The sequence below is a fragment of the Ureibacillus xyleni genome (assembly GCF_900217795.1).
GTDB classification, from domain to species: domain Bacteria; phylum Bacillota; class Bacilli; order Bacillales_A; family Planococcaceae; genus Ureibacillus; species Ureibacillus xyleni.
On record NZ_OBMQ01000006.1, the window covers coordinates 191,292 to 213,088 of the forward strand.

A 21,797-nucleotide genomic window follows, 5' to 3' on the forward strand; every position below is an offset into this window, starting at 1 on the left:
AGCCCGCTCATTTTACAAGCTCTTCCTCTTTAGGCGAAACAAGTGCAAAACGTTCCCATTTCCGACTTTTCCATCTAAATAATACAATGATGGCACGAGTCCATTCATCAGCTGCAATAGCTAGCCAAACACCAACCAATCCGAGGTCGAACACAAAAACGAGTAAATATCCCAATGGCAAACTCATACATACCATTGATAAAAATCCTATTTTCACTGGGAAACGGGCATCACCAGCAGCACGTAATGTGTTAATAATTGTAATATTAAATGTTCTTCCTGTTTCAAGTAGTAAACTTAATAATAAAACAGAAGCCCCAATCTTAATAACTTCAGGATTATCAGTAAATAGATTCATTAATGGTTCTCTAAAAATTATAACAACTAAAGCAATTGTAATTGTAAAAATAAGAGCCGCTTTTACACTAAACCAAAGTTGTTTATAGGCAGCATCTTTTTCTCCTGCGCCAACAAACCGTCCAACAATAATCGCTGTCCCCATACCAATGGCGATAGCAAATAAGTAAGTAAACATGGAAATATTATTCGCATATTGACGAGCTGCAAGGGATTCTGCGCCAAGATATGTCACATAATATAGGAAGACGATTTGACACACTTGATATAAAATTTGTTCTAATGCACTTGGCAAGCCGATATAAAGGATTTTGCTTACATATTCTTTTGATAAGGTGAAGTAATATTCAAGCTTAACTTTCACCTCTAAAGCTTGGTATAGAAGCCAGAAGAATACGAATACAGCAATTAAACGGCTGACTACTGAAGAAATAGCTGCACCTTGTACACCTAATTCTGGTGCTCCAAAATTACCGAAAATCAAAATGTAGTTACCAATTACGTGTATAATATTCATTCCGAGTGAAACATACATAGTTTGTTTCGTCCAACCATGTACGCGAATAATCGCTGCCAATGAATTAATGATGGCTTGTAGGAAGATTCCACCACCAACGATAATTAAATAGCTTTGAGCATACTGCAATACATCCCCTTGGAGATTCATCATGACCATTAATTGATTGGATGACAATATAAAAATGATCGACATAATGAGCCCGACACAGAGATTTAATGTTACTGCTAAAGCGGATATTTTCGCTGCTTCTAAATAACGACGGGATCCAAGATATTGGGAAACAACGATAGCTGCCCCATTTCCGACAACTTCTAATATTAGAATCGCTATGTGGATATATTGATTGGCAGTTCCTACACCTGATACAGCATTATCTGATAGGGCACTTAGCATAAAGGTATCCGCAAGCCCCATTAACATAAATAAGAAAACCTCTAGAAAAATCGGCCAAGTTAAATGAAATAAACTTAGCTTCTCCTTAGGGTGTTGAATTGTTTCACTCATGATGTTCCTCTTTCTCTACTAAATTCAATAAGAAATTATATTATCATAGTAATGAAATTTTGTCTCTTAGAAATGGAACTTCCAAAAGTGGGTATCGTTTACTTTTAATATAGGAAGGGAGACATAGAATGACATTATTTTTTCTGATGGGACTGATTATGGTCGCATTCATTTTATTTTTCAGGGCATCGTTATTTCACTTTATTGGAGAGAATAATAGGTTTGTGTTGATATTGCAAAATACTAAATGGTTTCAAAACGTATGGCCAGCAGGATTATTTTTATTTGTAATGAATACAATACTGTTTTCATCGACGCTGCTCATACTTTACCTAATAATGACATTTTCTATCCCATTTGTTCATCTTTTTGTGATGATGTTAGCTGTGGTTGTAAGTATCGTCTTTTGGATGAGCGTAAATAAAGCGTGGTTGAATTCTAATAAGAATCGAATAAAAATGGCTGCAATTGGAAGTAGTTTTTATTTATTGTTAACCTTCCTTTTCCTGTACTTGTATGTCACAATAAAACCATTTTATCCTGGGGAAGATACTTTTATGAGAGCACTTGGAATATCTTTAGCGATGATAGTTACCTTTGTCGCATGGATTTGTTGCTTTGTAATAACAGGTTTCGCAGCTAAAACTCATCATAAAAAAGTATAATTCAATTTATGAGGTAGACAATAAATTAGAAACGTTTATAAGAGAAGAGGATTAATACATGGGAATAGGTTGGAACTTTGATAATAGTTATGCGCGGTTACCGAACTCCTTCTATGCAGAAATAGAATTAAACCCTGTAAGAGCACCAAAATTAATAAAGCTTAATAAATCCCTTGCAAAAGATCTCGGATTAGATACTGAAGAGTTACAAAGTGAGAAAGCAGTAGCAATATTAGCAGGTAATACTGCACCAGATGGCTCAACACCGATTGCGCAAGCTTATGCAGGACATCAATTTGGACATTTTACAATGTTAGGCGATGGTCGCGCAGTACTTCTAGGTGAACAAATGACACCAAAAGAAGAACGCTTCGATATTCAACTAAAAGGTTCGGGGCGTACACCTTTTTCGCGAGGTGGTGATGGCCGCGCAGCACTTGGCCCGATGCTTCGAGAATACATTATTAGTGAAGCGATGCATGCACTAGGGATCCCAACAACTCGCAGTTTAGCCGTGGTAACGACTGGCGAAAATATTATACGAGAAACTGAACTTCCAGGGGCAATTTTAACTCGGGTTGCGTCAAGTCATCTTCGTGTGGGAACATTCCAGTATGCAGCTAACATGGGGTCTTTTGAAAATTTAGAAGTGTTGGCTCATTATGCGATTATTCGCCATTACGAATTTATTCCGAACAGTGAGACCAGATATCTCCGTTTATTGGAAGAAGTGATTAAACGACAAGCCGATTTAATTGCAAAGTGGCAGCTTGTTGGATTTATCCATGGCGTTATGAACACGGACAACATGACCATTAGTGGGGAAACGATTGATTACGGTCCTTGTGCTTTTATGGATACGTATGATCCGAAAACAGTATTTAGTTCCATTGATCGTCATGGTCGATATGCGTATGAAAATCAGCCTGTTATCGGTGGGTGGAATTTAGCTCGATTTGCTGAGTCGCTCATTCCATTAATTCATGAAGATCCAGAACAAGGAATAGAGCTTGCTCAAAGTGAAATATCAAAATATATGGGATTATATGAAGAAAGCTATCAAGAAGGTATGCGAGCAAAATTAGGTTTATTTAATAAGGAAGAAAAGGATAAGGAATTAATCGACGAACTGTTAGACCTTATGCATAAACATCGCGCGGACTATACAAATACATTCCGCGGATTAACAATGGGGGACATGACAGGCTCATCGCTTTTGGGGCAGGAGGATTTTAAAGGTTGGCATGAAAAATGGCAAGCGAGACTATTCAGACAGGAACAAACAAAAGAAGAAATCACTCAATTAATGGAAAGTAGGAATCCAGTAGTTATTCCACGTAATCATAAAGTTGAGGAAGCTTTGGAAGCTGCTGTTAATGGGGACTATAGTGTGATGGAGAAGCTGTTAAAAGTTCTTGCTAATCCTTATGATTATTCTTCTGAGCTTGCGAATGAATATTGCTCGTTGCCAGCGCCATCGAACTTCCCATATCGAACTTTTTGTGGGACATAAATTTGTATGAACATTTAATTTATTGGCTATACAATATGATGTTCGTTAATAATATTGAAGGAGAAAGAACTCATGGAAAAAGTACAAGTAGGCGAGATTTTTACAATTACAGATGAAAACAACGAGGAATTAGAAGTAGAAGTCCTTGCTGGTATAAATATTGATGGCATAGAATATGTTGCCGTTAGCTTTGTTGAAGATTTACAAGAAGAAACAGAAGAAGATATCGATGTATTCTTCTTAAAACTTGATGAAGATGGTGACTTCAGCGCAATCGATAGCGACGAGGAATTTGAGAAAGTTTCAAGTGCTTTTGATGAAATTATGGAGGAAGAGGAATAAGCATATAAAGCCCTGTCTGTAATAGATAGGGCTTTTTAGTTTTAGTTCGTAATAAAAGTAAGTTTAGTGCAAAGCTTCCAAACTTGTTCAACATTTTTCGGGTCATTTGCGTACTTAGGATAGTAACTTATTCCGAAGATGTTCTTTATCTGTGCAATTCCTTTTTCAGAAGTAGCTGGTTTAATGATTTCTCTCTTATGGTTGAAAAGCTGACCAGTAACGTTTTTATAAGCTTCAGATGTACAAATATCAAAATAGTTATCAGCCATGCGCGATGGTGCGGGGTTAATTAGATTTTGGATGCGAGCTAAAACCTTCCATTTAGAATGCATTTTTTCAATAGTCTCCTTCGAAAGTTTTACTCGGTTAATTTGAAGAGCATTTACTTTGATACCAGCGTCTTTATATTCCTCTGCCATTTTAAATGTTAGGATCAATAAGGCCATTTTAGAATCTCCATACATTTTATAAACGTTATAGGTCCGAGTATCTTTAAGTTCCCCTTGTAAATTATCAAACTCAATACGTCTCTTTGGATCAAAGAAATGTTTAATATTGGTCGTACAAGCATTAAGTATTCTTGGATCTTTTGACTTTTCAAGATGATTCTTTAATAAACTAGATAATAAAAAAGGACCGAATGTATTCGTAGCAAATGAAAGTTCGATATTTTCAGGACTAAGTTTATACTCTTTTTCACCATGATTTAAGTAGGCTGCGTTATTAATAAGGATGTCGAGATGAGGATATTTAGATTTAAAAGTTGCACAAAATGAATGAATTGAAGCAAAAGAAGAAACATCAAGCTCCATTAAATCAACAAGTTTATTGTCTGATAGATGGATGATTTCTTGTTGAGCAGCTAAACTAATTTTTAAATTTCTGCATGCCATAATGACACGATATCCCTCTGTTGCAAATTTTAATGCTGCTGCTTTGCCAATACCTGAATTTGCACCAGTAATAATAATAATTTTCTCCTCCATAATAGACCTCCCATTTTTTTGTTTACCCATCTACATTTTCTTCTTTCCGTAATCGAGCTCCCGTAATAAGTTCCAAAGCTGTGCTATCTAGAATGTTAATCATCTTGGCATCATCAAATTCTTCTGGCATTAAACCGTTCGCAACCATAATGGAGAGACCCGTTTGGAAAATCCTCATTTTTAATAAGAGATTCATAAGTTCAGCCTCATTGAAGTCGGTCAGTAGGGGATCTTGTTTCATCATTTCAATAAGAATTTTAATATCCAAATCCTGTTGATCTAGGCTGTAGTTATTCATAACAAAGTCTCGAAACAACGTACTATACTCCTTAGCGAATCGTAAACTTGCCACTCCTATATCGTGAAAAGGGTTTCCCGAATTTTGTTCACTCAATAACTGTTTACTGATGTCACGAGTTTTTTTTATTACTTCATCAATTAATTCATTTACATCATTAAAGTTCACATAAATAGGGGCAATAGAACTCCCAAGATTTTCTGCGACCTTACGAATTGTAATACTATTAATTCCGTCTGTTTTTGCTATTTCAAATGCAGTATCGATGATTTGCTCTTTTGTAAATTTTGATTTCGGCGCCATTATGTTCTCCTTACGTAACTATCGATATATATCAAGTGTTCTATATACAGAATTATACAATGTTAATTAAGTGAACACAACTTATTTTCGAGTAGAGAGTGTTAAAATATGTAAAATGGAAAATTCTAAAGGTGGGATAGTATGAATCAACATTTGAATAATATTATGAGGAGACATACACCTTTTAATGAGGAGGAAATTCAACGCATATTAAATGAATTAGTCGTAGAGACATTTCCTAAAAAGACGGTTTTACTCAAACAAGGGGAAATTGCAACTAACTGTTATTTCGTTTTAAAGGGATGTATTAGACAATTTACAATTAACGACGATGGGAAAGAAGTTACAATTGACTATACCTACTTGAAATAAAGATAACGATGTTTGAATGTTCATCAATGTTTCACTATCGTTACCTTCAACAATAAGCTTGCTATTAACGAATCCGACAGAAAATGCTGCACATATTGCCATCACAATTAGAGCAAAGCCTGTTGTAATGGCCACTTTTCGAAGGTTTACTAATTCTAAAACCTGCATTTTTTATTCCCCCATTATACTTGTGGGAAAACTATAACATTGGAAAGTTTATAAACTCATTGACTTAAATCAATAAACACGATTATAAGTTACTTATGAATATGTATTCTCTTATCATTTAAATGTGCTATATTGTGGTAATATATAACAATTTTAGTAAGAGGAGTGAATCAAGGCTAATGAACAAGCACCTTAAAAAACTTGTTGCAGGTATGGCAGTTGTTGCAATTACTGTAATAGGAAGTTCAAGTGTTGGCGCGAATACTGATGATTTGCATCAAAATGGAAAAATTATTGCCTTCGCGAATAGTGAGGCAATTCAATGGGCATCTTCAAGAGGAATAATAGAAGGGGACTCTTCACTAAACTCCAATTTAACTGAAGGTCAATTTGCTGTGATGGTAAGTAAGTACTTTAATATGCCGGAATCAACAAAAAGTTTAAGAAAACACACCCCAAACAGCATTCATTTTGCTGATGATGCTTATAATTCTTTAGTTCAATATGGAGTACCTTTGAATGGTTATTTAAATGAAACAGCAAGAAACCAACCTGTTACAAGGGGAGTAGTAGCAAATGCTTTGGCCCATTTAGTAGCCTATCGAATGAACTTATCAGATGCAGTGGAGTTTTTGCAAGAGTATGAGATAGTTCCTCAAGATATACATAATGATCCACTAAAAAATTTCAATACAACTGGTACATTAACCAAAGCAGAGGCTGTTACGATGTTGTATAACCTGAATAATGCTGGTTTTAATGAATTATCAAAAGGTTCTAAAGAGTCATCTAAGGATTTGAATGATTTAGCATGGATTGCCATGAAGAGAGTAGATGATACATTAAAATTCGATGTTATGAATTTAATAAACGATAAATTAAATAAGGTAACGAATACAGCAAAAATTACTAAACAGTTTGAACAAGGGAATGGTTATCAACAAGGTTTGTACGATAAAACGGCTATTTTACCTACAACGGATAATTGGAATAAGCAATCGCGCTTTAGTGGCCCTGCAAAACAGCCTAAAGTAACTTGGACTTATGGATCTGGAAATTTCCTGGATTCTGCCATTACAATATCAAAAGACGGTACGATATATACTGCAAACGCGGGTGGTAGTTTACTAGCTATAGGTGTCAATGGTAAAGAAAAATGGCAGGTTTCATTACCAGCAAATAGTGGAAGTAGGAGTAAGACGGTAATCGGGAAAGATGGGACAATCTATTATACAGCAAGTAATTATAGTAAAAATAAAAACACAAAATATTTTTGTAAAAATAATCAATGTAGTGAATCCGTTTTATTTGCGATTACTCCAACCGGCAAAGTCAAGTGGTACACCGGTTTGAAAAAGGACACCATTTTTGGCTCACCGGCAATAGATGAATCGGGGAACATTCATGTATCTACTGGTAGAATGGCAAATGATTCGTATTACTATAAGGTTAGTTCACAAGGGAAAATACTTAATACACACAAGTTACAGTACGAACCAACAACTACACCAATACTGACAAAATCTAATCGTATTTTTGTTGCAAACTATCTATTTGACGGGGACAAGTTTATAAAAAGAACTTATGATATGGGTGCACCCGATACGGCGTTTAGTACCCCTGTTGTAGATGATCAAGGTAATTTTTATTACGGAACATATACTGGTTCTTTAGGATTTGCTGCAAACGATGGAACTGTCGGAATGGACCTTATATTAGATCCTTCTTATATAAAGTCAGAAGATGGTTTCAAAGCAAGATCTGGAGCGCGTATTTCGGTAACCCCTGTTATTGGAAAGAACAAACAAATTTATATCGGGACAGAAGAAGGAATGCTTTATGGTTTGCCAATTAATGAACTAGCAAGTCATAAAGATGCTCAATCTTCAAACCATTTGAAGGCATTTATTTTTGATAAGAAAAACCCACTGAATGCTTGGACTTACAAAACGGATGGATGGGTTTCGATTATCATTACAGACAAAAATGGAACAATCTATACAGGTACAGAAAATGGAACTGTGTATGCTTTAAATCCATCAGGTAAGTTACTATGGAAAGTTAAAGTTGGGAATGAAAATGTTTATGATTTAGCCATTGGGGATAAAAATAACCTATTTGTATTAGTAGGAAAAAAACTTGTAGCTTTAAAATAATATCTTATTGGAAAAGCTAACTTTTAAAGGAGGCTTTTTCATGAAGAAGTTTTTAATGTTGTTTTTCTTTACGTTTTCAATTTTTGCTTTGTCAGCATGTGGTGACGATGAACTACAAGAAGGCGAACAAATTGAAGAAATTGAGGAAGAGGATGAAATTGGTGACGGTGAAATAGATGATGAGTAAAGAAATCCTTTTCAATTAGGAATCCGCACATAAAACTCACGAAACCGCACATAATCCGGTGAAAACCGCACATAAATGGTGGAAAACCGCACATAATCCGGTGAAAACCGCACATAAATGGTGGAAAACCGCACATAATCCGGTGAAAACCGCACATAAACATAGAAATACCGCACATAAGCGTCTCCCATCCATATCGAGGAGACGCTTTTTTATCCGAGTGCTACATCTAAAATCATCATAATCGTAAACCCGACCATCAGACTTAGTACAGCTAAATCTTTATTTCCTTCTTCCTGTGAGCTTGGAATTACTTCTTCCGCGACAACGAAAATCATCGCGCCCGCTGCAAAAGCAAGTGCAAAAGGGAGGAGTGGCTCGATAAATGCGACTGCTAAAAATCCGATAAGTGCGGAAATGGGTTCAACCATTCCTGAAAACTGTCCAAAGATAAAACTTTTCTTTCGCGAATAGCCGTCCCTTAATAGCGGCATTGAAACTGCAGCACCTTCAGGGATATTTTGTATGCCGATTCCAATGGCTAAGGCTAAAGCACCTGCAAGAGAAGCGGAGGGAGATCCAATAGCAAAAGCGCCGAACGAAACCCCAATGGCTAAACCTTCTGGAATATTATGTAGTGTAATGGCTAATACCAGTAATGTACTTCTTTTTCTCTTTTTTGGTCGTATTCCTTCAGCTGTATTCATAGGGGCATTCGGGTGTAGGTGAGGAAGTAGTTTGTCAACCGCAAAGAGAAATGCGCCACCACATAAAAAACCAACAGCTACTTGAACCCATGATGGAACCTGTCCGCCTTCAGCCATTTCAAGTGCAGGGGATAGCAGAGACCAGAAACTGGCTGCAATCATGACGCCACCTGCAAAACCTAGCATTGCATCTAAAAACTTTTGGTTGAAGGTTTTTGTTGTAAAGACTAAAGCAGCCCCAAGCGCGGTCATCCCCCAGGTAAATAATGTGGCGATAATTACTTGATAAATCGGCTCTTGCTCTAAAATGAAATCAAGCATTAATTACACCCTCTAATATATTATTTTATAAAAAATATAATTCTTTAGGAGAAATATGTCAAAATGTTAGTATTTTCACATTTCCTATATAATTGCATAATTTCTTCAAAAATATTGTTTATACTAACTTAGAAGGCGGTGAGTTGGTGAATCGGATCTCCACGAAGTTAACATTATGTTTCTTTCTCGTTGTTTTATTTTTAGAAGTAATTCTCATGTTTTATTTACATCAAAATATGATGCATACGAGGGTACAAGAAGAGTTTGATCGGCTAATGACAAATGGTAAAAATCATCGGGATGTTCTAGTAGAAAATTATTCTGAACTTACAATCCATCATATTGTGATGATGGAGAAAAATGAAAATCGAAACGTCATTATTACAGATAAAGACGGGAACATCATTGATCATTCTGAACATATCAAATTACTAGAAGACAAACTATTAATCGTAAATGGGCAGAAAATAGAAATGGATGAAATCATTATTGATGATTGGAAAAACTCTCCTTATATTGCTAGTGCACACCCGTATGAAATAGATGAAAACACAACAGGCTATGTCGTTATGTTCCAAAATACTAGCGTTTTACAACAAATGGTGAAGAACATGAACTTACATTTTGCCATTGCAGGTGCGACGAGTGTTATTGTACTTTTCATTGTCTATGCAATTTTATCGAAAATAATTACTAAACCATTAATTCGTATGAGAGACGCAACGGAACAGATAAGTAAGGGCGACTTTGACGTCTCACTTCCACAGCTCTCTAATGACGAATTGGGTGAACTGTCGCATTCTATTCAAACGTTAGCGAATGATTTAAACCGGATGAAGTCTGAACGTAATGAATTTCTGGCATCCGTAGCTCACGAGTTAAGTACGCCATTAACGTATATTATTGGTTATTCCAAAGTGGCTATGAGGGATGAATTAGACAAACAAGAGCGTGAAAAGTATCTCGCTATAATTGCAGAAGAATCTAATCGATTAAAAGTTTTAGTGAAAAACTTATTGGATTTGGCGAAGATGGATGAAAACTCCTTTACCGTAACAAAGGAGCGATTTCCTATTAAACCGTTTTTAGAAAAACTATATTCATTAGTAGTACCTTCCTATGAACTAAAAAATATTCGACTAACCCTTGAATGTAAAAATGATTTTGAAGTCGAGGCAGATCCGACAAGACTTGAGCAAATTATTTTAAATTTATTGGATAATGCATTGAAATATTCTAAGGAAAATGGTCAAGTTATTTTACAGGCATTTCAAAATGAGCATAAAACAATAATTAAAGTGATTGATGCAGGAATAGGGATTGCACAAGAGGAGGCTAATCGGATTTTTGAGAAGTTATATCGAGTGGAAAAATCTCGTTCTAGGGAATTTGGTGGCTCAGGGTTGGGACTTGCGATTGTTAAAGAGCTAGTGGATGCTCATGATGGCACAATTCATGTAGAAAGTGAGCTAGGAAAGGGTAGTACATTCACGATTTCAATATAGGAAGGGGGTGTCTTATTTTGAGCAAAAATCTATTATTAGTTGATGATGAAAAACGGATGTTAGATCTTGTGGAGCTTTTCTTAAGTCCATATGGCTTCAATTGTATAAAAGAGACATCTCCTTTTAAAGCGATTGAAATTGTAAAAAATGAACGGATTAGCCTTGTATTACTCGATATTATGATGCCAGAAATGAATGGGTGGGAAGTATGTAAAGAAATTCGCCAATTTTCAGATGTTCCCATCATTATGCTTACCGCTAGATCCGATAAAACGGAGATTGTGAAAGGGCTAGATATTGGGGCAGATGATTATATCTCAAAACCCTTTGATGAAGGAGAATTAGTTGCGAGAGTAAAGGCTATTTTGCGGAGAATGCCAGTAGAAGAGGTTATTACATATGAGAATTTCACATTAAATTTAGAAACCTATATGCTGCAATATCAGCAAATATCTGTACAGTTAACAATGAAAGAATTCTTAATTATAAAAGCGATGATGTCTCGTCCTTCTAAAACATTTACAAGGGAAGAGCTGATGAATATTGCGTGGGAATTTGATGCGTACATAGATATTCGAACAGTAGATTCACATATTCGAAATTTAAGAGATAAAATTCGAAAGTCAGGCATTCCAACAGATGGCATGATACATACTGTTTGGGGAATCGGTTATAAATGGAGTTGAAGTCGGGAGTATAAGAGGATTGGCGGGATTATTATAAAAAAATCAAGAGGTGACTACGGTGAAAAATAAATTTGTTACAATAACATTATTTGCTTCGGTTGTTTTAGCTGCTTGTAGCGGATCTTCAGAAGAACAAAACGCATCTCAAGATATAAAAACATTAGTCAATGATTATAGCATAGGAAACTTAAAGGCAGAAAGTGCTTCAATAACATCAAAAGAACTAATTGTAACGAATGCAGAGGGAAAAGAGTCTACATACGCACTCCCAGAAGATGAATTTTTTGTTTCCATTGCTCCTTATATCAACGAAACACATCCTTGCGAAAATCATAGCTTAACTAGTTGTCAGGGTGAGTTAGTAAATGAAACGTTTGATATTTATATAGAAGATTCAAAAGGAAATGTTGTTGTGGACGAAACGATGAAAACTCTTGAAAATGGTTTTATTGATTTATGGGTACCACGTGATGAAACGTATAAAATAAAAGTTGAGTATGATGGTAAAATGGTTGAATCGGAGTTCTCCACATTTAAAAATGACGGAACTTGTATCACCACTTTACAATTATTATAAAATTTTATCCCGAAACAGAACGAAACCTGCTTCGGGATTTTTTCATGCGGTTAATACATCGGGTAATTATTCGATTCCTGTAAAGACCAGTAAAGTTGAACTAATTGTTTTTCACACATAAAATGCTTTTTGTAAAAATAAATATGTTTTTCAGGATCAATGTGTTCGTAATATTTTGCTAAAGTACCGTACAAACTTGTCATTTGAAGAAGATGTGCTAATCAAGGATCCATCATTTCTCTCCTTTTGTCGTATTCACCTCAACATATGGTAGTAAAAAAGTTTTACTTAGGCAAAAACATACTTCGAGAAAAATAAAGAACCACTTTTCATTTTTATTATGCCCAAAAATTGAATCGGATGCATAGAAACACATCATTAGTTTAATCCTAAGAAAAATGTTCAAGGAGGATAACAATGAAGTTTAAAATATGGTTACTTTCTTTTTCATTCGTTTCTGCACTGTTCCTCGCTGCATGTTCAACGAATGTTACAACAAAAGATGATGAAAACGGACCAGAAGCAACGAATAATATGGCAGATACCGATAAACAAGTTGGCGATGATGAACAGAATGAAAATGCAGGTAACTATGAGCAATCTGGTTTAGTTGTACCAGAAGGACTAACGGAAAGTTCAAATCCCAAATACCCTGTAGGAAGTAAAGCAATTGTTCATGCTAGTCATACAGATGGAATGGAAGGCGCTGAAGCCACAATTAAAGCAGCATATGACACAACGGTTTATTCAGTTTCATATACACCAACAAATGGGGAAGAGTTTGAGGAAAATCATAAATGGTTTGTAGAAGGGGAAATCACAGCACTAGGTGAAGAAGAGTTAGACGTAGGGGCAGAAGTGATTATTGATGCAGATCATATGGATGGCATGAAAGGTGCACAAGGAACTATTGATACAGTTGAGGAAACAACAGTGTATGTAGTAGATTATACGAATTCCCTTGGAGAAACGGTTGAAAATCATTTATGGTTAAAAGAAAGTGAATTAGTATCAGAGGTTGAAGATGTAAAATAATGAATAATCCCAACTAGTTTGAAGCTAGTTGGATTTTTTTTTGGATATCCACATTATTTGCATATTTTTTCTATAAAATAGCGTGGAGAAAATATTTAGGAGGAACAAATTATGAAAAACAAACTAATTTTTAGTGTAGCATTATTTGCTGCAATATCTTTAGCTGCTTGTTCAAATGACACAAAGGAGGAACAAGTTCATACTGCACACAATTCTGAAGAAAGCACAGATCATTCGGCGCATTCAACGATGAATCATTCAGGTTCTGGAGAAATTCCAGAAGGTTTAGAAACGGCAGAAAACCCAACTTATCCAATAGGAAGCGAAGCAGTTATGACTACAGATCATATGGAAGGGATGAGTGGAGCTGTTGCAACAGTTGTTGGAGTATTTGAAACAACAGTATATGCCGTTTCTTATACACCAGTTGGAGGTGGAGATCCCGTTACAAATCACAAGTGGGTCATTCATGAAGAGATTGAAGGAGCAGGGGAAGAAGCATTTGAGCCCGGCACTGAAGTGGTATTAGACGCTGATCACATGGAAGGTATGGAAGGTGCAACTGCAACAATCGATACAGCAGAAAAAACTGAAGTTTATATGGTGGATTATACTTCAACAACTGGTGAAAAGGTAACGAATCATAAATGGGTAACGAAAGAAGAATTGTCTGCTGAATAAAAAATCCCTTTGAAATTTTTTAAATAGTCTGATAAAATCGGGTAACACTGATTTCGATAAACTATCGATTTTCAGCGACTATTTTATAAAAGAGGGAAATCGCATGAAATACTCAGACAAAATTTTAAACACTCCATCATCATTTATTCGAAATATTTTGAAGGTGACAGATGCACCAGACGTCATTTCGTTTGCTGGAGGTTTACCAAATCCAATTTCTTTCCCGATTGATGAAATGCAAAAATCGATTAATCACGCTATTGAAGAAAATGGTGCGAAGTTATTCCAATATTCCACTACAGAAGGGTACTTACCTTTACGCCAATATATCGCAACAAAATATAATAATAGTTATGGGTTAGATATCAACCCAGAAGATATTTTAATTACAACGGGTTCTCAGCAAGCTCTTGAACTAATTTCAAAGGTACTCCTTAACAAAGGGGATGGTGTGGTGATGGAGGAGCCGGGCTATCTAGGCGCCATCCAAGCGTTCACTTTATCAGAGCCCAACTTCTACACTGTACCATTAGAAGATGATGGATTAAATGTTGAGCAATTAAAAACTACACTACAATTCAATCCGAACATTAAATTTATTTACGTTGTTCCAAACTTCCATAACCCAACTGGTATTACATATTCTAAGGAAAAACGTGAAGCTATTTATGATGTGATAAAGGATTTTGATGTTGTGTTAATTGAGGACGATCCGTATGGAGACTTACGCTGGAACGGTGAAAAAATGCCGTATATCGGTGCTGGGCGCTTAGAAAATTCAGTAGTGCTTGGTTCTTTTTCTAAAATTGTTACACCTGGTATGCGACTTGGATTTGTTATTACGAAAAATAAAGAGTTAATGCATCATATTAACACAGCAAAACAAGCAACAGATTTACACACAAATATTTTTTCTCAAATTGTTGTGCATGACTATCTCGTAAATAATGATTTAGATGCTCATGTGGCAAAAATCATTAATTTATATCAAGAGCAAGCAAATACAATGCTAGATGCAATGGAAAAATACTTCCCATCCACAATCAAATATACAAAACCAGATGGCGGAATGTTCATTTGGGTAACATTAGAAGAAGGAACATCAGCATTAGATTTCTTTGACAAAGCAATGGAAGAAAAAGTTGCCTTTGTACCGGGTGATCCTTTTTACACTGCAAAATCAAATGTCAACACATTGCGTTTAAATTATACAAACTCGTCTCCAGATATTATTGAAGAAGGCATTAAACGACTTGGCAAAATTTTATATGCCATTTCATCTGAAAAGCAAACAGTATAAAGTGAACTTGCAGGCATCGTCTATTGTAGGCGATGTCTTTTTTTTGTGGTATGGACAAAAAGATGCTTTATCTGGACAAAACCCGAGTGTGAGTGGACAAAACGGGGCCATAAGTGGACAAAAAATCTCGCTAAGAAATCGATTGAAACCTTTTCTTCATTAAAACTACTAATGATGTAAGGGGGGGAACAATTTGTGGAAAGGACTTGGGATGATTCTTACTGTTCTACTTTTGTGTGGTTGCCAACAACGTACGATAGAAGAAATTTTTACAGTGACACATACGGAAATTGATTGGGTGGATTTTATACGTTGGGACGGAGAGGAATATTTAAATATTCACACAGGGGTACTTGCGGATGAAAGTTACTTAGGTGAAAAGCTGGGTGAAGTTCAGTTTAAAGTGGCAGATAATGTGTCCAATCCATCCTACCGAACAAAGGATGGGGATGCTGCTTTTCACGAGCCAGGTACAGAACTTTATTCGATAAAAGGAGAAGATAAATTATTAGCAGTACAATCTGATAACGGCTATCAAGTTTATTATGTAAATAATGAAGAAGATTACAAATGGCATTTTAAAGATTTGCCATTAGATAAAGTGAATAAAGTTAAAGTTTATTTGGATGCTCAACTTATAAATGAAGTAGAAGATGTAAAAAAGTTTTTACAGATTTTAAGTAACGGTGTTTTAGATGCTACATTCCAACCAAATACAAACTACCGCGATCCGATTTATTATGAAATGGTTTTTTATGCAGAGGGACCGGTTGCATATAAATATATGCTAGCCTTTGATGGAAAAACGTATTATTGGCACCCATGGGATACGGAAATTTTATCGGAAGAAATAGTGGAGTATCTAGAGGAGGTTTAATTGATGAGAATCAAATTATTTCTAATAATAGGTGTTCTGTTTTTCATGATCGGGTGTACGGAGAAAGAAAAAGCGATTGTATTACCAGACGGAATTCCTGACTTTGTTAAAGAAAGTGATTTCGATTCGATTGATTGGGAGAAAAAAGCAGTTCAGTTTGGGGATAGAGGGGTAGTTGGTAATGAAAATAAATCAGGAGTAATTGGTGCTGATATGCCAAGTCTTAATAATGGCCAAAAGTGGATGTGGCATTTGTGGGATGTGAAAAATTTAGGGGAATTAACGGTCGTAGGATATCATCGGGAAAGTGAAAAAGTCCAACAAATTTTATCAACGGGTTGGTCTATTCAGCTTGGTGGTGAAAATAACGGGGCAGATGCACATGTCCCATCCTCGGTAATAATACCGGAAAAAGGGGAGTGGGCGATGTTGCTTTATGTGGATGAACAACTTTTCGATATATTGGTGTTTGACATACAAGAGTAAGCTGGGGCAGAATTAACCCCAGCTTCTGTTTTTTTACATAGCAGTTAGACCACCATCAATGACAAATTCAGATCCTGTTGAGTAGCTCGACTCATCAGATGCAAGGAAGAGCACAAGATTTGAAACTTCTTCGGATTGTGCCATTCTTCTCAACGGAATGTGTTTTGCGAATTCTTTAATAACTTCAACAGCATCACCTTCTGTAACCATTGGCGTTTCAATAACACCAGGGTGAACAGAATTTACACGAATGCCTAAATGAGCTAATTGTAATGCAGCAGCTTTTGTTATCCCACGTACAGCGAATTTTGTATCGGTATAACCAACTGCGCCACCAACTAAACCATTTATTGATGAGATATTTATGATGGAACCATTGCCCGTCTTTTGCATGGAAGGAACTATAGCTTTCATACCTAGGAAGACAGATACTTGGTTAATGTCTACGATTTTACGATATTCTTCTTCTGTCATTTCTAAAAATGGTTTACTCATACTAATTCCTGCGTTGTTTACTAAAATGTTTACGGGACCGAAAAGCGTTTCAGTTTCTGCAATGACAGTTTCCCAATCGGCAGCCTTTGTCACATCTTGTTTAATAAACTTCGCGTTTTCACCTAATTGCTGTTCTAGAGCTCGTCCGCCTTCTTCGTTTAAATCAGTAAAAACAACTTTTGCTCCCTCTGCTACAAACTTTCGTACATGAGCTTCACCCATACCACGAGCTCCACCCGTAATGATTGCCACTTTATCTTGTAACCTAACCATTTGCCGCACTCTCCTTTATAGGAAAAATTTGTATACGCTTTCATTATAAAGCTAAGTTTAATCGAAAAGCTAATGTTTTATGTGTACAAAATAAAATATCCCCAGAAGGTTGTCCTTCATTGGGGATAAAAGTTTATAGTATGTTAATCAAATTTAAGGCCCTTTAAAGCTTCAGCAAGAGCATTATTAACAGGTTCTTCTTGTTTTTGTTGCTTCAAATATTTTTGTACAGTGCGTTTGTCTACTTTGCCGCCGCCTTCTTTTTTGCGTCTTGCTTCAAAGGCAGATAGTTTTTCACGGTAGCCACATTTACATACAAAAATTTGTCCGTCACCTTCACCGCGAAGCTCAAGTTTTTTCTTACATTCGGGGCAACGAGCATTTGTAACACGAGAGACATTTTTACGATGTCCACATTCCCGATCTTGGCAAACGAGCATTTTTCCTTTTTTGCCGTTTACCTCAAGCATCGGTTTTCCACAATCCGGGCAAGACTTTGTGGAGATATTGTCGTGTTTGTATTTTTTATTACTCGACTTAATTTCTGAAACGATTTCCTTTGTGTAGTTTTTCATTTCAGTGATGAAAACTTCTTTTTTCAGTTTGCCTTTTGCAATCTGCTCTAGCTTCATTTCCCATTCCGCAGTTAGGGCAGGGGACTTTAATTCTTCCGGCACTAAATCTAGTAACTGTCGACCTTTTGATGTGATATAAATTTCTTTACCACCGCGTTTCTCAATTAAGAAAGAATTGAATAATTTTTCAATAATATCTGCACGAGTGGCAACAGTACCTAGTCCACCAGTAGATTTTAATGTTTCAGCAAGTTGTTTGTTGTTCGTTTCCATGTATTTCGTTGGATTTTCCATGGCAGATAATAACGTTGCTTCAGTAAATCGAGCAGGTGGTTTTGTTTGGCCTGATGTTTGTGCGATTAGTTTGATGTTCAATGTTTGGCCTTTTTCAATGCGCGGTAAAATCTGTTCTTTTAAATCATCGCCCGTTTCTTCATCCTCATAGCGATTTTCGTAAACTTCTTTCCAGCCGCTTGATAAAATCGTTTTTCCCCGAGCAACAAACGTCTCATTATCGATTTTTGCACGTAATGTTAACTGTTCATATTCAAAAGCAGGGAAAAGTACAGCTAAGAAGCGTTTTACAACTAAATCATAAATTTTCCGTTCTTTATCAGAAAAACTTGAGTAGTTTACATAGCCCTCTGTTGGGATGATTGCGTGGTGATCACTTACCTTACTATCATCAACGAAAGATTTATTCGATTTAATTGGTTTTGCTAATACTTTATTTGCTAATTGACGATATTCGCCTATGCCACATGCTTTTAGTCGCTCTGGTAATGTAGAAACGATATCACTTGATAGGAATCGTGAGTCTGTACGAGGGTATGTTAAAACTTTATGTTGCTCGTACAATTTTTGCATAATGTTTAATGTTTCTTTCGCTGAATAGCCAAATAGTTTATTGGCATCTCGTTGCAACTCAGTTAAATCGTATAAAGCGGGTGCAAATGATTTCTTCGCTTTTCGTTCAATTTCGTTAACAATCGCATTTTGACGACCAAGTATATTAACGATGTTATCAATCTTTTCCTTATTAAAACTACGTGAATTTCCTTGTGGGTCTTGCCAAGTGAGTTTTAAGTTGTCGCTTGTTTGTGCTTCAATCCCATAATAGGTTTGAGGCTTAAAGTTTTTTATTTCGTCTTCGCGTGCTGCGATGATTGCGACTGTTGGAGTTTGTACTCGGCCACAGTTTAATTGTGCATTAAAACGTGTAGTAAGGGCACGAGTAGCATTAAGTCCGATATACCAGTCTGCTTCAGAACGAGCTACTGCGGAATCATATAAATGTTCGTAGTTTTTGCCAGGTTTTAAGTTTTTAAAGCCGTCTTTAATTGCCTTATCTGTCACCGATGAAATCCATAAACGCTTAATAGGTTTACGTACTTTTGCCTTTTCAATAATCCAACGAGCCACAAGTTCACCTTATAGTGATAGGTAAGACTTTGAAGTTATCTCCGTCTTTTCCCCCACTCCAAACCGTACGTGAGAGTTTCCCCTCATACGGCTTTCCATCAATGTTAATTAATTAAGATTCTTTCATTTCCAACTTTTTGTCTTAACCGATTAAGCTTTATCATTTGTTCTTCGTTGAGATTTAGTAAATTCAGGTATTTCTTAATCGTCTCAGATGTTGTAGCGTGTATCAATTTGTGAACCTCATCTTTTACGTAGGTTAAATTGCTGTATTCATCTTTTCCTCCCATACTTCTTGGAACTTTATGATGACATTGCATATTACCTATTTCAAGCCGTTCACCTGTAATTGAACATTTCCCATTTTGCCCAACATAGAGAGATATTCTGTTGTCATTATATTCAACAGTTTCTCCTCTTACTGGGTTTTCTAATAGATATTTGACAGTTGTCATGTCTATCTTGAGGTTTTTATGCACCTGTTTTCTTCCTTCTTCTGTATAGTCACAGATTGTTTGTGAGAAGTTCATTGGCGGTGACATTTTAAACCCTCTTATTGGGTACAACGCTATTCCATTTACATAGTATCGCTTTTCTTCGCTGTGTCCATATAACCGATTATAGGTTTTACTTGGTTCACCTCGATTTTTTGCAATACCTTTAAGTTGGTTGTAGATGAATTTTCTGAGTTCATAACCTATCTCGTTGAAATCTAAATATCCAAAGGTTGCTACTTTATAATATTCGTGAATACCCAGAATAAATGAATTGTAATTGTAAACTACTTCATTTGATTGTTTCCGTTTAATTTCCTTAATTCTGGTTTTAATTTCTTTCTTTATTCTCGAATATGCTTTTTTACATACCCTTGATTGACACACTCTTTTTTTCCCTTTGGCATGGACTTTCAAATCGAATCCCAGAAATTCCATTGAGTTTTTCTTAAGATTCACGACTTTGGATTTTTCTGGGCTGATTTCTAATCCTAATCGTTCTTTAAGCCATAGTTTAACCGCTTTAAATATTATTTGTGCTTCTTTATAATTTTTGCAAAAAATTCGAAAGTCATCAGCGTATCTTACTATGAACATTTCTTTAAGATTAGTCGTCTTCATAGCCCTATATCTACTGTCTGCCCTTACTCGTCCTGTTATCGGGTTAATTATTTTATGATATTCTCTTTTTGTCTTGAATGTTTCCCATTGCGAACTTATCCACCAGTCCAATTCATTAAGGACTACATTTGATAATAACGGACTTAAAATTCCGCCTTGTGGTGTTCCTTTTGTTTGTGGTCCAATTCCTTTAACTGGTGCTTTTAACATTTTTGAAATAACTTTTAGAATTTGTTTATCGTGTATGCCCATCGTCCACAACTGTTTGAGGAGTTTTCCATGATTTACATTGTCAAAGAAACCTTTTATATCAATGTTTACTACATAGTGAAGTTTGTTGAGGTTGATTAGTCGATAGGCTCTCGCAATTGCATGGTGCGTACTCCTATTTGGTCTAAATCCATAACTATGCTCATAAAATTTTGCTTCACAGATAGGTTCTAATACTTGTTTAATACATTGTTGTATAATTCTATCTTCAATAGTTGGAATCCCCAAAGGTCTTGTTTTACCGTTCGCTTTTGGAATCTCAACTCTTTTGATTTCATGAGGTATATAGTTATGAAGTCTTTTCTGAACATACTTTACAAATTCATCAGGTTTCGTTTCTGCAAGGGTAATAATGTTTGCTTTATTTACCCCTGCGGTCATACTCCCCTTATTACTTTTGATGTTTCTGTACGCAAGCAAAATATTATTTTTATTCGCAACAATTTTCATTAAGGCAGAGAATTTATTATTATCTTTGCTTTGTCGGTATAATTTATCGAATACCTCTTGCATTTGATAATATTCATTATTACGGAGTGTCTTTTTCTTTTTCGGTTTGTCTAATAAGTTGTTCAGGTCAACCACCTCTTTATATCCATTTTTTTGGATATGAGATAGGTTTCTCTTAGTCATACTCGAACCCTGAAATTCATGAAACATTGCTTAATTTCCAAATTAACATTGACTAATGCCCTTCGCTCCATTGTGTTTCCACAACTTCATCACTACTATGGCATCGCTATCACTCGGATAAGAGTAAGTTATAGATTGCTCTTTTCCTTACTACCACTTCGTAGGATATAGGTCCTCCATGTCCCGAGCTTTCACCGTTCCAATGATTCTATCCGTTGTATATATCCTTAGGTGCTTTCTATGAGCCTGTGTGCTTGACAGTACCTGTAATACTGTAAGGTATTTCATAGACGAGACTTTTACTTTACCTCACACACGACACACATTGTGTCCACAATCATTTCTAATTGTTCGCCGTATAGACCCGTACATTCGAAAGTTCGTCAGTTATTGTTAGTAACATTCTCACCATAGATATTTTTAGGACTCCCGCTCTATCGGTTACACCATTCACCTCTGAACAGCTTT

General features: G+C 35.9%; 21 protein-coding genes and 1 pseudogene. 14 read left to right on the plus strand and 8 right to left on the minus strand.

Annotated elements, in window-relative coordinates:
- Positions 1–7: 7 nt before the first annotated feature.
- A complete protein-coding gene (locus CRO00_RS10850; protein ID WP_097073691.1) occupies positions 8–1,381 on the minus strand; it encodes an MATE family efflux transporter in 1,374 nt (457 codons plus the stop codon).
- 338 nt (positions 1,382–1,719) lie between these two features.
- Between CRO00_RS10850 and CRO00_RS20450 the strand changes: the two genes are divergently transcribed.
- From CRO00_RS20450 to CRO00_RS10865, 3 genes are all read left to right on the plus strand, one after another.
- Positions 1,720–2,046: a hypothetical protein gene (locus tag CRO00_RS20450; protein WP_237658385.1), complete on the plus strand. Its 327-nt coding sequence runs from the start codon at positions 1,720–1,722 to the stop codon at positions 2,044–2,046.
- Between the two features lie 58 nt (positions 2,047–2,104).
- Positions 2,105–3,559, plus strand: coding sequence for a protein adenylyltransferase SelO (locus tag CRO00_RS10860; RefSeq protein ID WP_097073693.1), 1,455 nt, complete (start codon positions 2,105–2,107; stop codon positions 3,557–3,559).
- 72 nt (positions 3,560–3,631) lie between these two features.
- Complete coding sequence (locus CRO00_RS10865; protein ID WP_097073694.1) at positions 3,632–3,901, plus strand: DUF1292 domain-containing protein; 270 nt, start codon at positions 3,632–3,634, stop codon at positions 3,899–3,901.
- Between the two features lie 41 nt (positions 3,902–3,942).
- Here the strand turns inward: CRO00_RS10865 and CRO00_RS10870 are convergent, their stop codons facing one another.
- Positions 3,943–4,887, minus strand: coding sequence for an SDR family NAD(P)-dependent oxidoreductase (locus tag CRO00_RS10870; protein ID WP_097073695.1), 945 nt, complete (start codon positions 4,885–4,887; stop codon positions 3,943–3,945).
- A gap of 22 nt (positions 4,888–4,909) precedes the next feature.
- Positions 4,910–5,488 carry a TetR/AcrR family transcriptional regulator gene (locus CRO00_RS10875; RefSeq protein ID WP_097073696.1) on the minus strand — a complete coding sequence of 193 codons (579 nt, stop codon included), beginning with the start codon at positions 5,486–5,488 and terminating at the stop codon, positions 4,910–4,912.
- Between the two features lie 165 nt (positions 5,489–5,653).
- On the opposite strand from CRO00_RS10875, the gene CRO00_RS10880 reads away from it, so the two are divergent.
- Positions 5,654–5,860, plus strand: a complete 207-nt coding sequence (locus tag CRO00_RS10880; RefSeq protein ID WP_237658392.1) for a Crp/Fnr family transcriptional regulator — start codon at positions 5,654–5,656, stop codon at positions 5,858–5,860.
- Here CRO00_RS10880 and CRO00_RS20000 read toward each other — a convergent pair.
- Positions 5,783–6,028, minus strand: a complete 246-nt coding sequence (locus CRO00_RS20000) for a DUF4386 family protein (protein WP_141396959.1) — start codon at positions 6,026–6,028, stop codon at positions 5,783–5,785. The genes CRO00_RS10880 and CRO00_RS20000 overlap by 78 nt on opposite strands.
- A 179-nt stretch (positions 6,029–6,207) precedes the next feature.
- On the opposite strand from CRO00_RS20000, the gene CRO00_RS10885 reads away from it, so the two are divergent.
- Both CRO00_RS10885 and CRO00_RS20310 read left to right on the plus strand, forming a co-directional pair.
- Positions 6,208–8,184, plus strand: coding sequence for an NHL repeat-containing protein (locus CRO00_RS10885; RefSeq protein WP_161946664.1), 1,977 nt, complete (start codon positions 6,208–6,210; stop codon positions 8,182–8,184).
- A 40-nt stretch (positions 8,185–8,224) separates the two neighbouring features.
- The gene (locus tag CRO00_RS20310; RefSeq protein WP_202615657.1) at positions 8,225–8,371 is read left to right on the plus strand and encodes a hypothetical protein; all 147 of its coding nucleotides are present in this window, start codon (positions 8,225–8,227) and stop codon (positions 8,369–8,371) included.
- Positions 8,372–8,583: 212 nt separating this feature from the next.
- Here CRO00_RS20310 and CRO00_RS10890 read toward each other — a convergent pair whose 3' ends face one another.
- Positions 8,584–9,399 (minus strand): ZIP family metal transporter, encoded by an 816-nt coding sequence (locus CRO00_RS10890; RefSeq protein ID WP_097073699.1) that lies wholly within the window; start codon positions 9,397–9,399, stop codon positions 8,584–8,586.
- Positions 9,400–9,545: 146 nt separating this feature from the next.
- Between CRO00_RS10890 and CRO00_RS10895 the strand changes: the two genes are divergently transcribed.
- The 8 genes from CRO00_RS10895 to CRO00_RS10935 all read left to right on the plus strand — a co-directional run bounded on the left by CRO00_RS10895 (position 9,546) and on the right by CRO00_RS10935 (position 16,546).
- A complete protein-coding gene (locus tag CRO00_RS10895) occupies positions 9,546–10,904 on the plus strand; it encodes a sensor histidine kinase (RefSeq protein ID WP_097073700.1) in 1,359 nt (452 codons plus the stop codon).
- Between the two features lie 17 nt (positions 10,905–10,921).
- Complete coding sequence (locus tag CRO00_RS10900) at positions 10,922–11,590, plus strand: response regulator transcription factor (protein WP_097073701.1); 669 nt, start codon at positions 10,922–10,924, stop codon at positions 11,588–11,590.
- A 58-nt stretch (positions 11,591–11,648) separates the two neighbouring features.
- Positions 11,649–12,167, plus strand: coding sequence for a CueP family metal-binding protein (locus tag CRO00_RS10905; protein ID WP_097073702.1), 519 nt, complete (start codon positions 11,649–11,651; stop codon positions 12,165–12,167).
- 417 nt (positions 12,168–12,584) lie between these two features.
- A complete protein-coding gene (locus CRO00_RS10915; RefSeq protein ID WP_097073703.1) occupies positions 12,585–13,202 on the plus strand; it encodes a YdhK family protein in 618 nt (205 codons plus the stop codon).
- 111 nt (positions 13,203–13,313) lie between these two features.
- The gene (locus CRO00_RS10920) at positions 13,314–13,883 is read left to right on the plus strand and encodes a YdhK family protein (protein WP_097073704.1); all 570 of its coding nucleotides are present in this window, start codon (positions 13,314–13,316) and stop codon (positions 13,881–13,883) included.
- Between the two features lie 103 nt (positions 13,884–13,986).
- Complete coding sequence (locus CRO00_RS10925; RefSeq protein ID WP_097073705.1) at positions 13,987–15,183, plus strand: aminotransferase-like domain-containing protein; 1,197 nt, start codon at positions 13,987–13,989, stop codon at positions 15,181–15,183.
- Between the two features lie 193 nt (positions 15,184–15,376).
- On the plus strand, positions 15,377–16,060 hold the full coding sequence (locus CRO00_RS10930; RefSeq protein ID WP_097073706.1) for a hypothetical protein: 684 nt from the start codon (positions 15,377–15,379) through the stop codon (positions 16,058–16,060).
- Between the two features lie 3 nt (positions 16,061–16,063).
- Positions 16,064–16,546, plus strand: a complete 483-nt coding sequence (locus CRO00_RS10935; RefSeq protein WP_097073707.1) for a hypothetical protein — start codon at positions 16,064–16,066, stop codon at positions 16,544–16,546.
- A gap of 33 nt (positions 16,547–16,579) precedes the next feature.
- Here CRO00_RS10935 and CRO00_RS10940 read toward each other — a convergent pair whose 3' ends face one another.
- From CRO00_RS10940 to ltrA, 3 genes and pseudogenes are all read right to left on the minus strand, one after another.
- Positions 16,580–17,314 carry a glucose 1-dehydrogenase gene (locus tag CRO00_RS10940; protein WP_097073708.1) on the minus strand — a complete coding sequence of 245 codons (735 nt, stop codon included), beginning with the start codon at positions 17,312–17,314 and terminating at the stop codon, positions 16,580–16,582.
- Positions 17,315–17,457: 143 nt separating this feature from the next.
- Positions 17,458–19,320: pseudogene (locus CRO00_RS10945) on the minus strand (DNA topoisomerase III); the annotation flags it as partial.
- 95 nt (positions 19,321–19,415) lie between these two features.
- Entirely contained in the window at positions 19,416–21,329 is a 1,914-nt protein-coding gene (ltrA, locus tag CRO00_RS10950; RefSeq protein ID WP_097073743.1) for a group II intron reverse transcriptase/maturase, read from the minus strand.
- Positions 21,330–21,797: the final 468 nt, after the last annotated feature.

Excerpts from the sequence above, each read along its gene's own strand:
- CRO00_RS10850 (WP_097073691.1), bottom strand. The coding sequence starts at position 1,381 with ATGAGTGAAACAATTCAACACCCTAAGGAGAAGCTAAGTTTATTTCAT.
- CRO00_RS20450 (WP_237658385.1), top strand. The coding sequence starts at position 1,720 with ATGACATTTTCTATCCCATTTGTTCATCTTTTTGTGATGATGTTAGCT.
- CRO00_RS10860 (WP_097073693.1), top strand. The coding sequence starts at position 2,105 with ATGGGAATAGGTTGGAACTTTGATAATAGTTATGCGCGGTTACCGAAC.
- CRO00_RS10865 (WP_097073694.1), top strand. The coding sequence starts at position 3,632 with ATGGAAAAAGTACAAGTAGGCGAGATTTTTACAATTACAGATGAAAAC.
- CRO00_RS10870 (WP_097073695.1), bottom strand. The coding sequence starts at position 4,887 with ATGGAGGAGAAAATTATTATTATTACTGGTGCAAATTCAGGTATTGGC.
- CRO00_RS10875 (WP_097073696.1), bottom strand. The coding sequence starts at position 5,488 with ATGGCGCCGAAATCAAAATTTACAAAAGAGCAAATCATCGATACTGCA.
- CRO00_RS10880 (WP_237658392.1), top strand. The coding sequence starts at position 5,654 with ATGAGGAGACATACACCTTTTAATGAGGAGGAAATTCAACGCATATTA.
- CRO00_RS20000 (WP_141396959.1), bottom strand. The coding sequence starts at position 6,028 with ATGCAGGTTTTAGAATTAGTAAACCTTCGAAAAGTGGCCATTACAACA.
- CRO00_RS10885 (WP_161946664.1), top strand. The coding sequence starts at position 6,208 with ATGAACAAGCACCTTAAAAAACTTGTTGCAGGTATGGCAGTTGTTGCA.
- CRO00_RS20310 (WP_202615657.1), top strand. The coding sequence starts at position 8,225 with ATGAAGAAGTTTTTAATGTTGTTTTTCTTTACGTTTTCAATTTTTGCT.
- CRO00_RS10890 (WP_097073699.1), bottom strand. The coding sequence starts at position 9,399 with ATGCTTGATTTCATTTTAGAGCAAGAGCCGATTTATCAAGTAATTATC.
- CRO00_RS10915 (WP_097073703.1), top strand. The coding sequence starts at position 12,585 with ATGAAGTTTAAAATATGGTTACTTTCTTTTTCATTCGTTTCTGCACTG.
- CRO00_RS10920 (WP_097073704.1), top strand. The coding sequence starts at position 13,314 with ATGAAAAACAAACTAATTTTTAGTGTAGCATTATTTGCTGCAATATCT.
- CRO00_RS10925 (WP_097073705.1), top strand. The coding sequence starts at position 13,987 with ATGAAATACTCAGACAAAATTTTAAACACTCCATCATCATTTATTCGA.
- CRO00_RS10935 (WP_097073707.1), top strand. The coding sequence starts at position 16,064 with ATGAGAATCAAATTATTTCTAATAATAGGTGTTCTGTTTTTCATGATC.
- CRO00_RS10940 (WP_097073708.1), bottom strand. The coding sequence starts at position 17,314 with ATGGTTAGGTTACAAGATAAAGTGGCAATCATTACGGGTGGAGCTCGT.
- ltrA (WP_097073743.1), bottom strand. The coding sequence starts at position 21,329 with ATGACTAAGAGAAACCTATCTCATATCCAAAAAAATGGATATAAAGAG.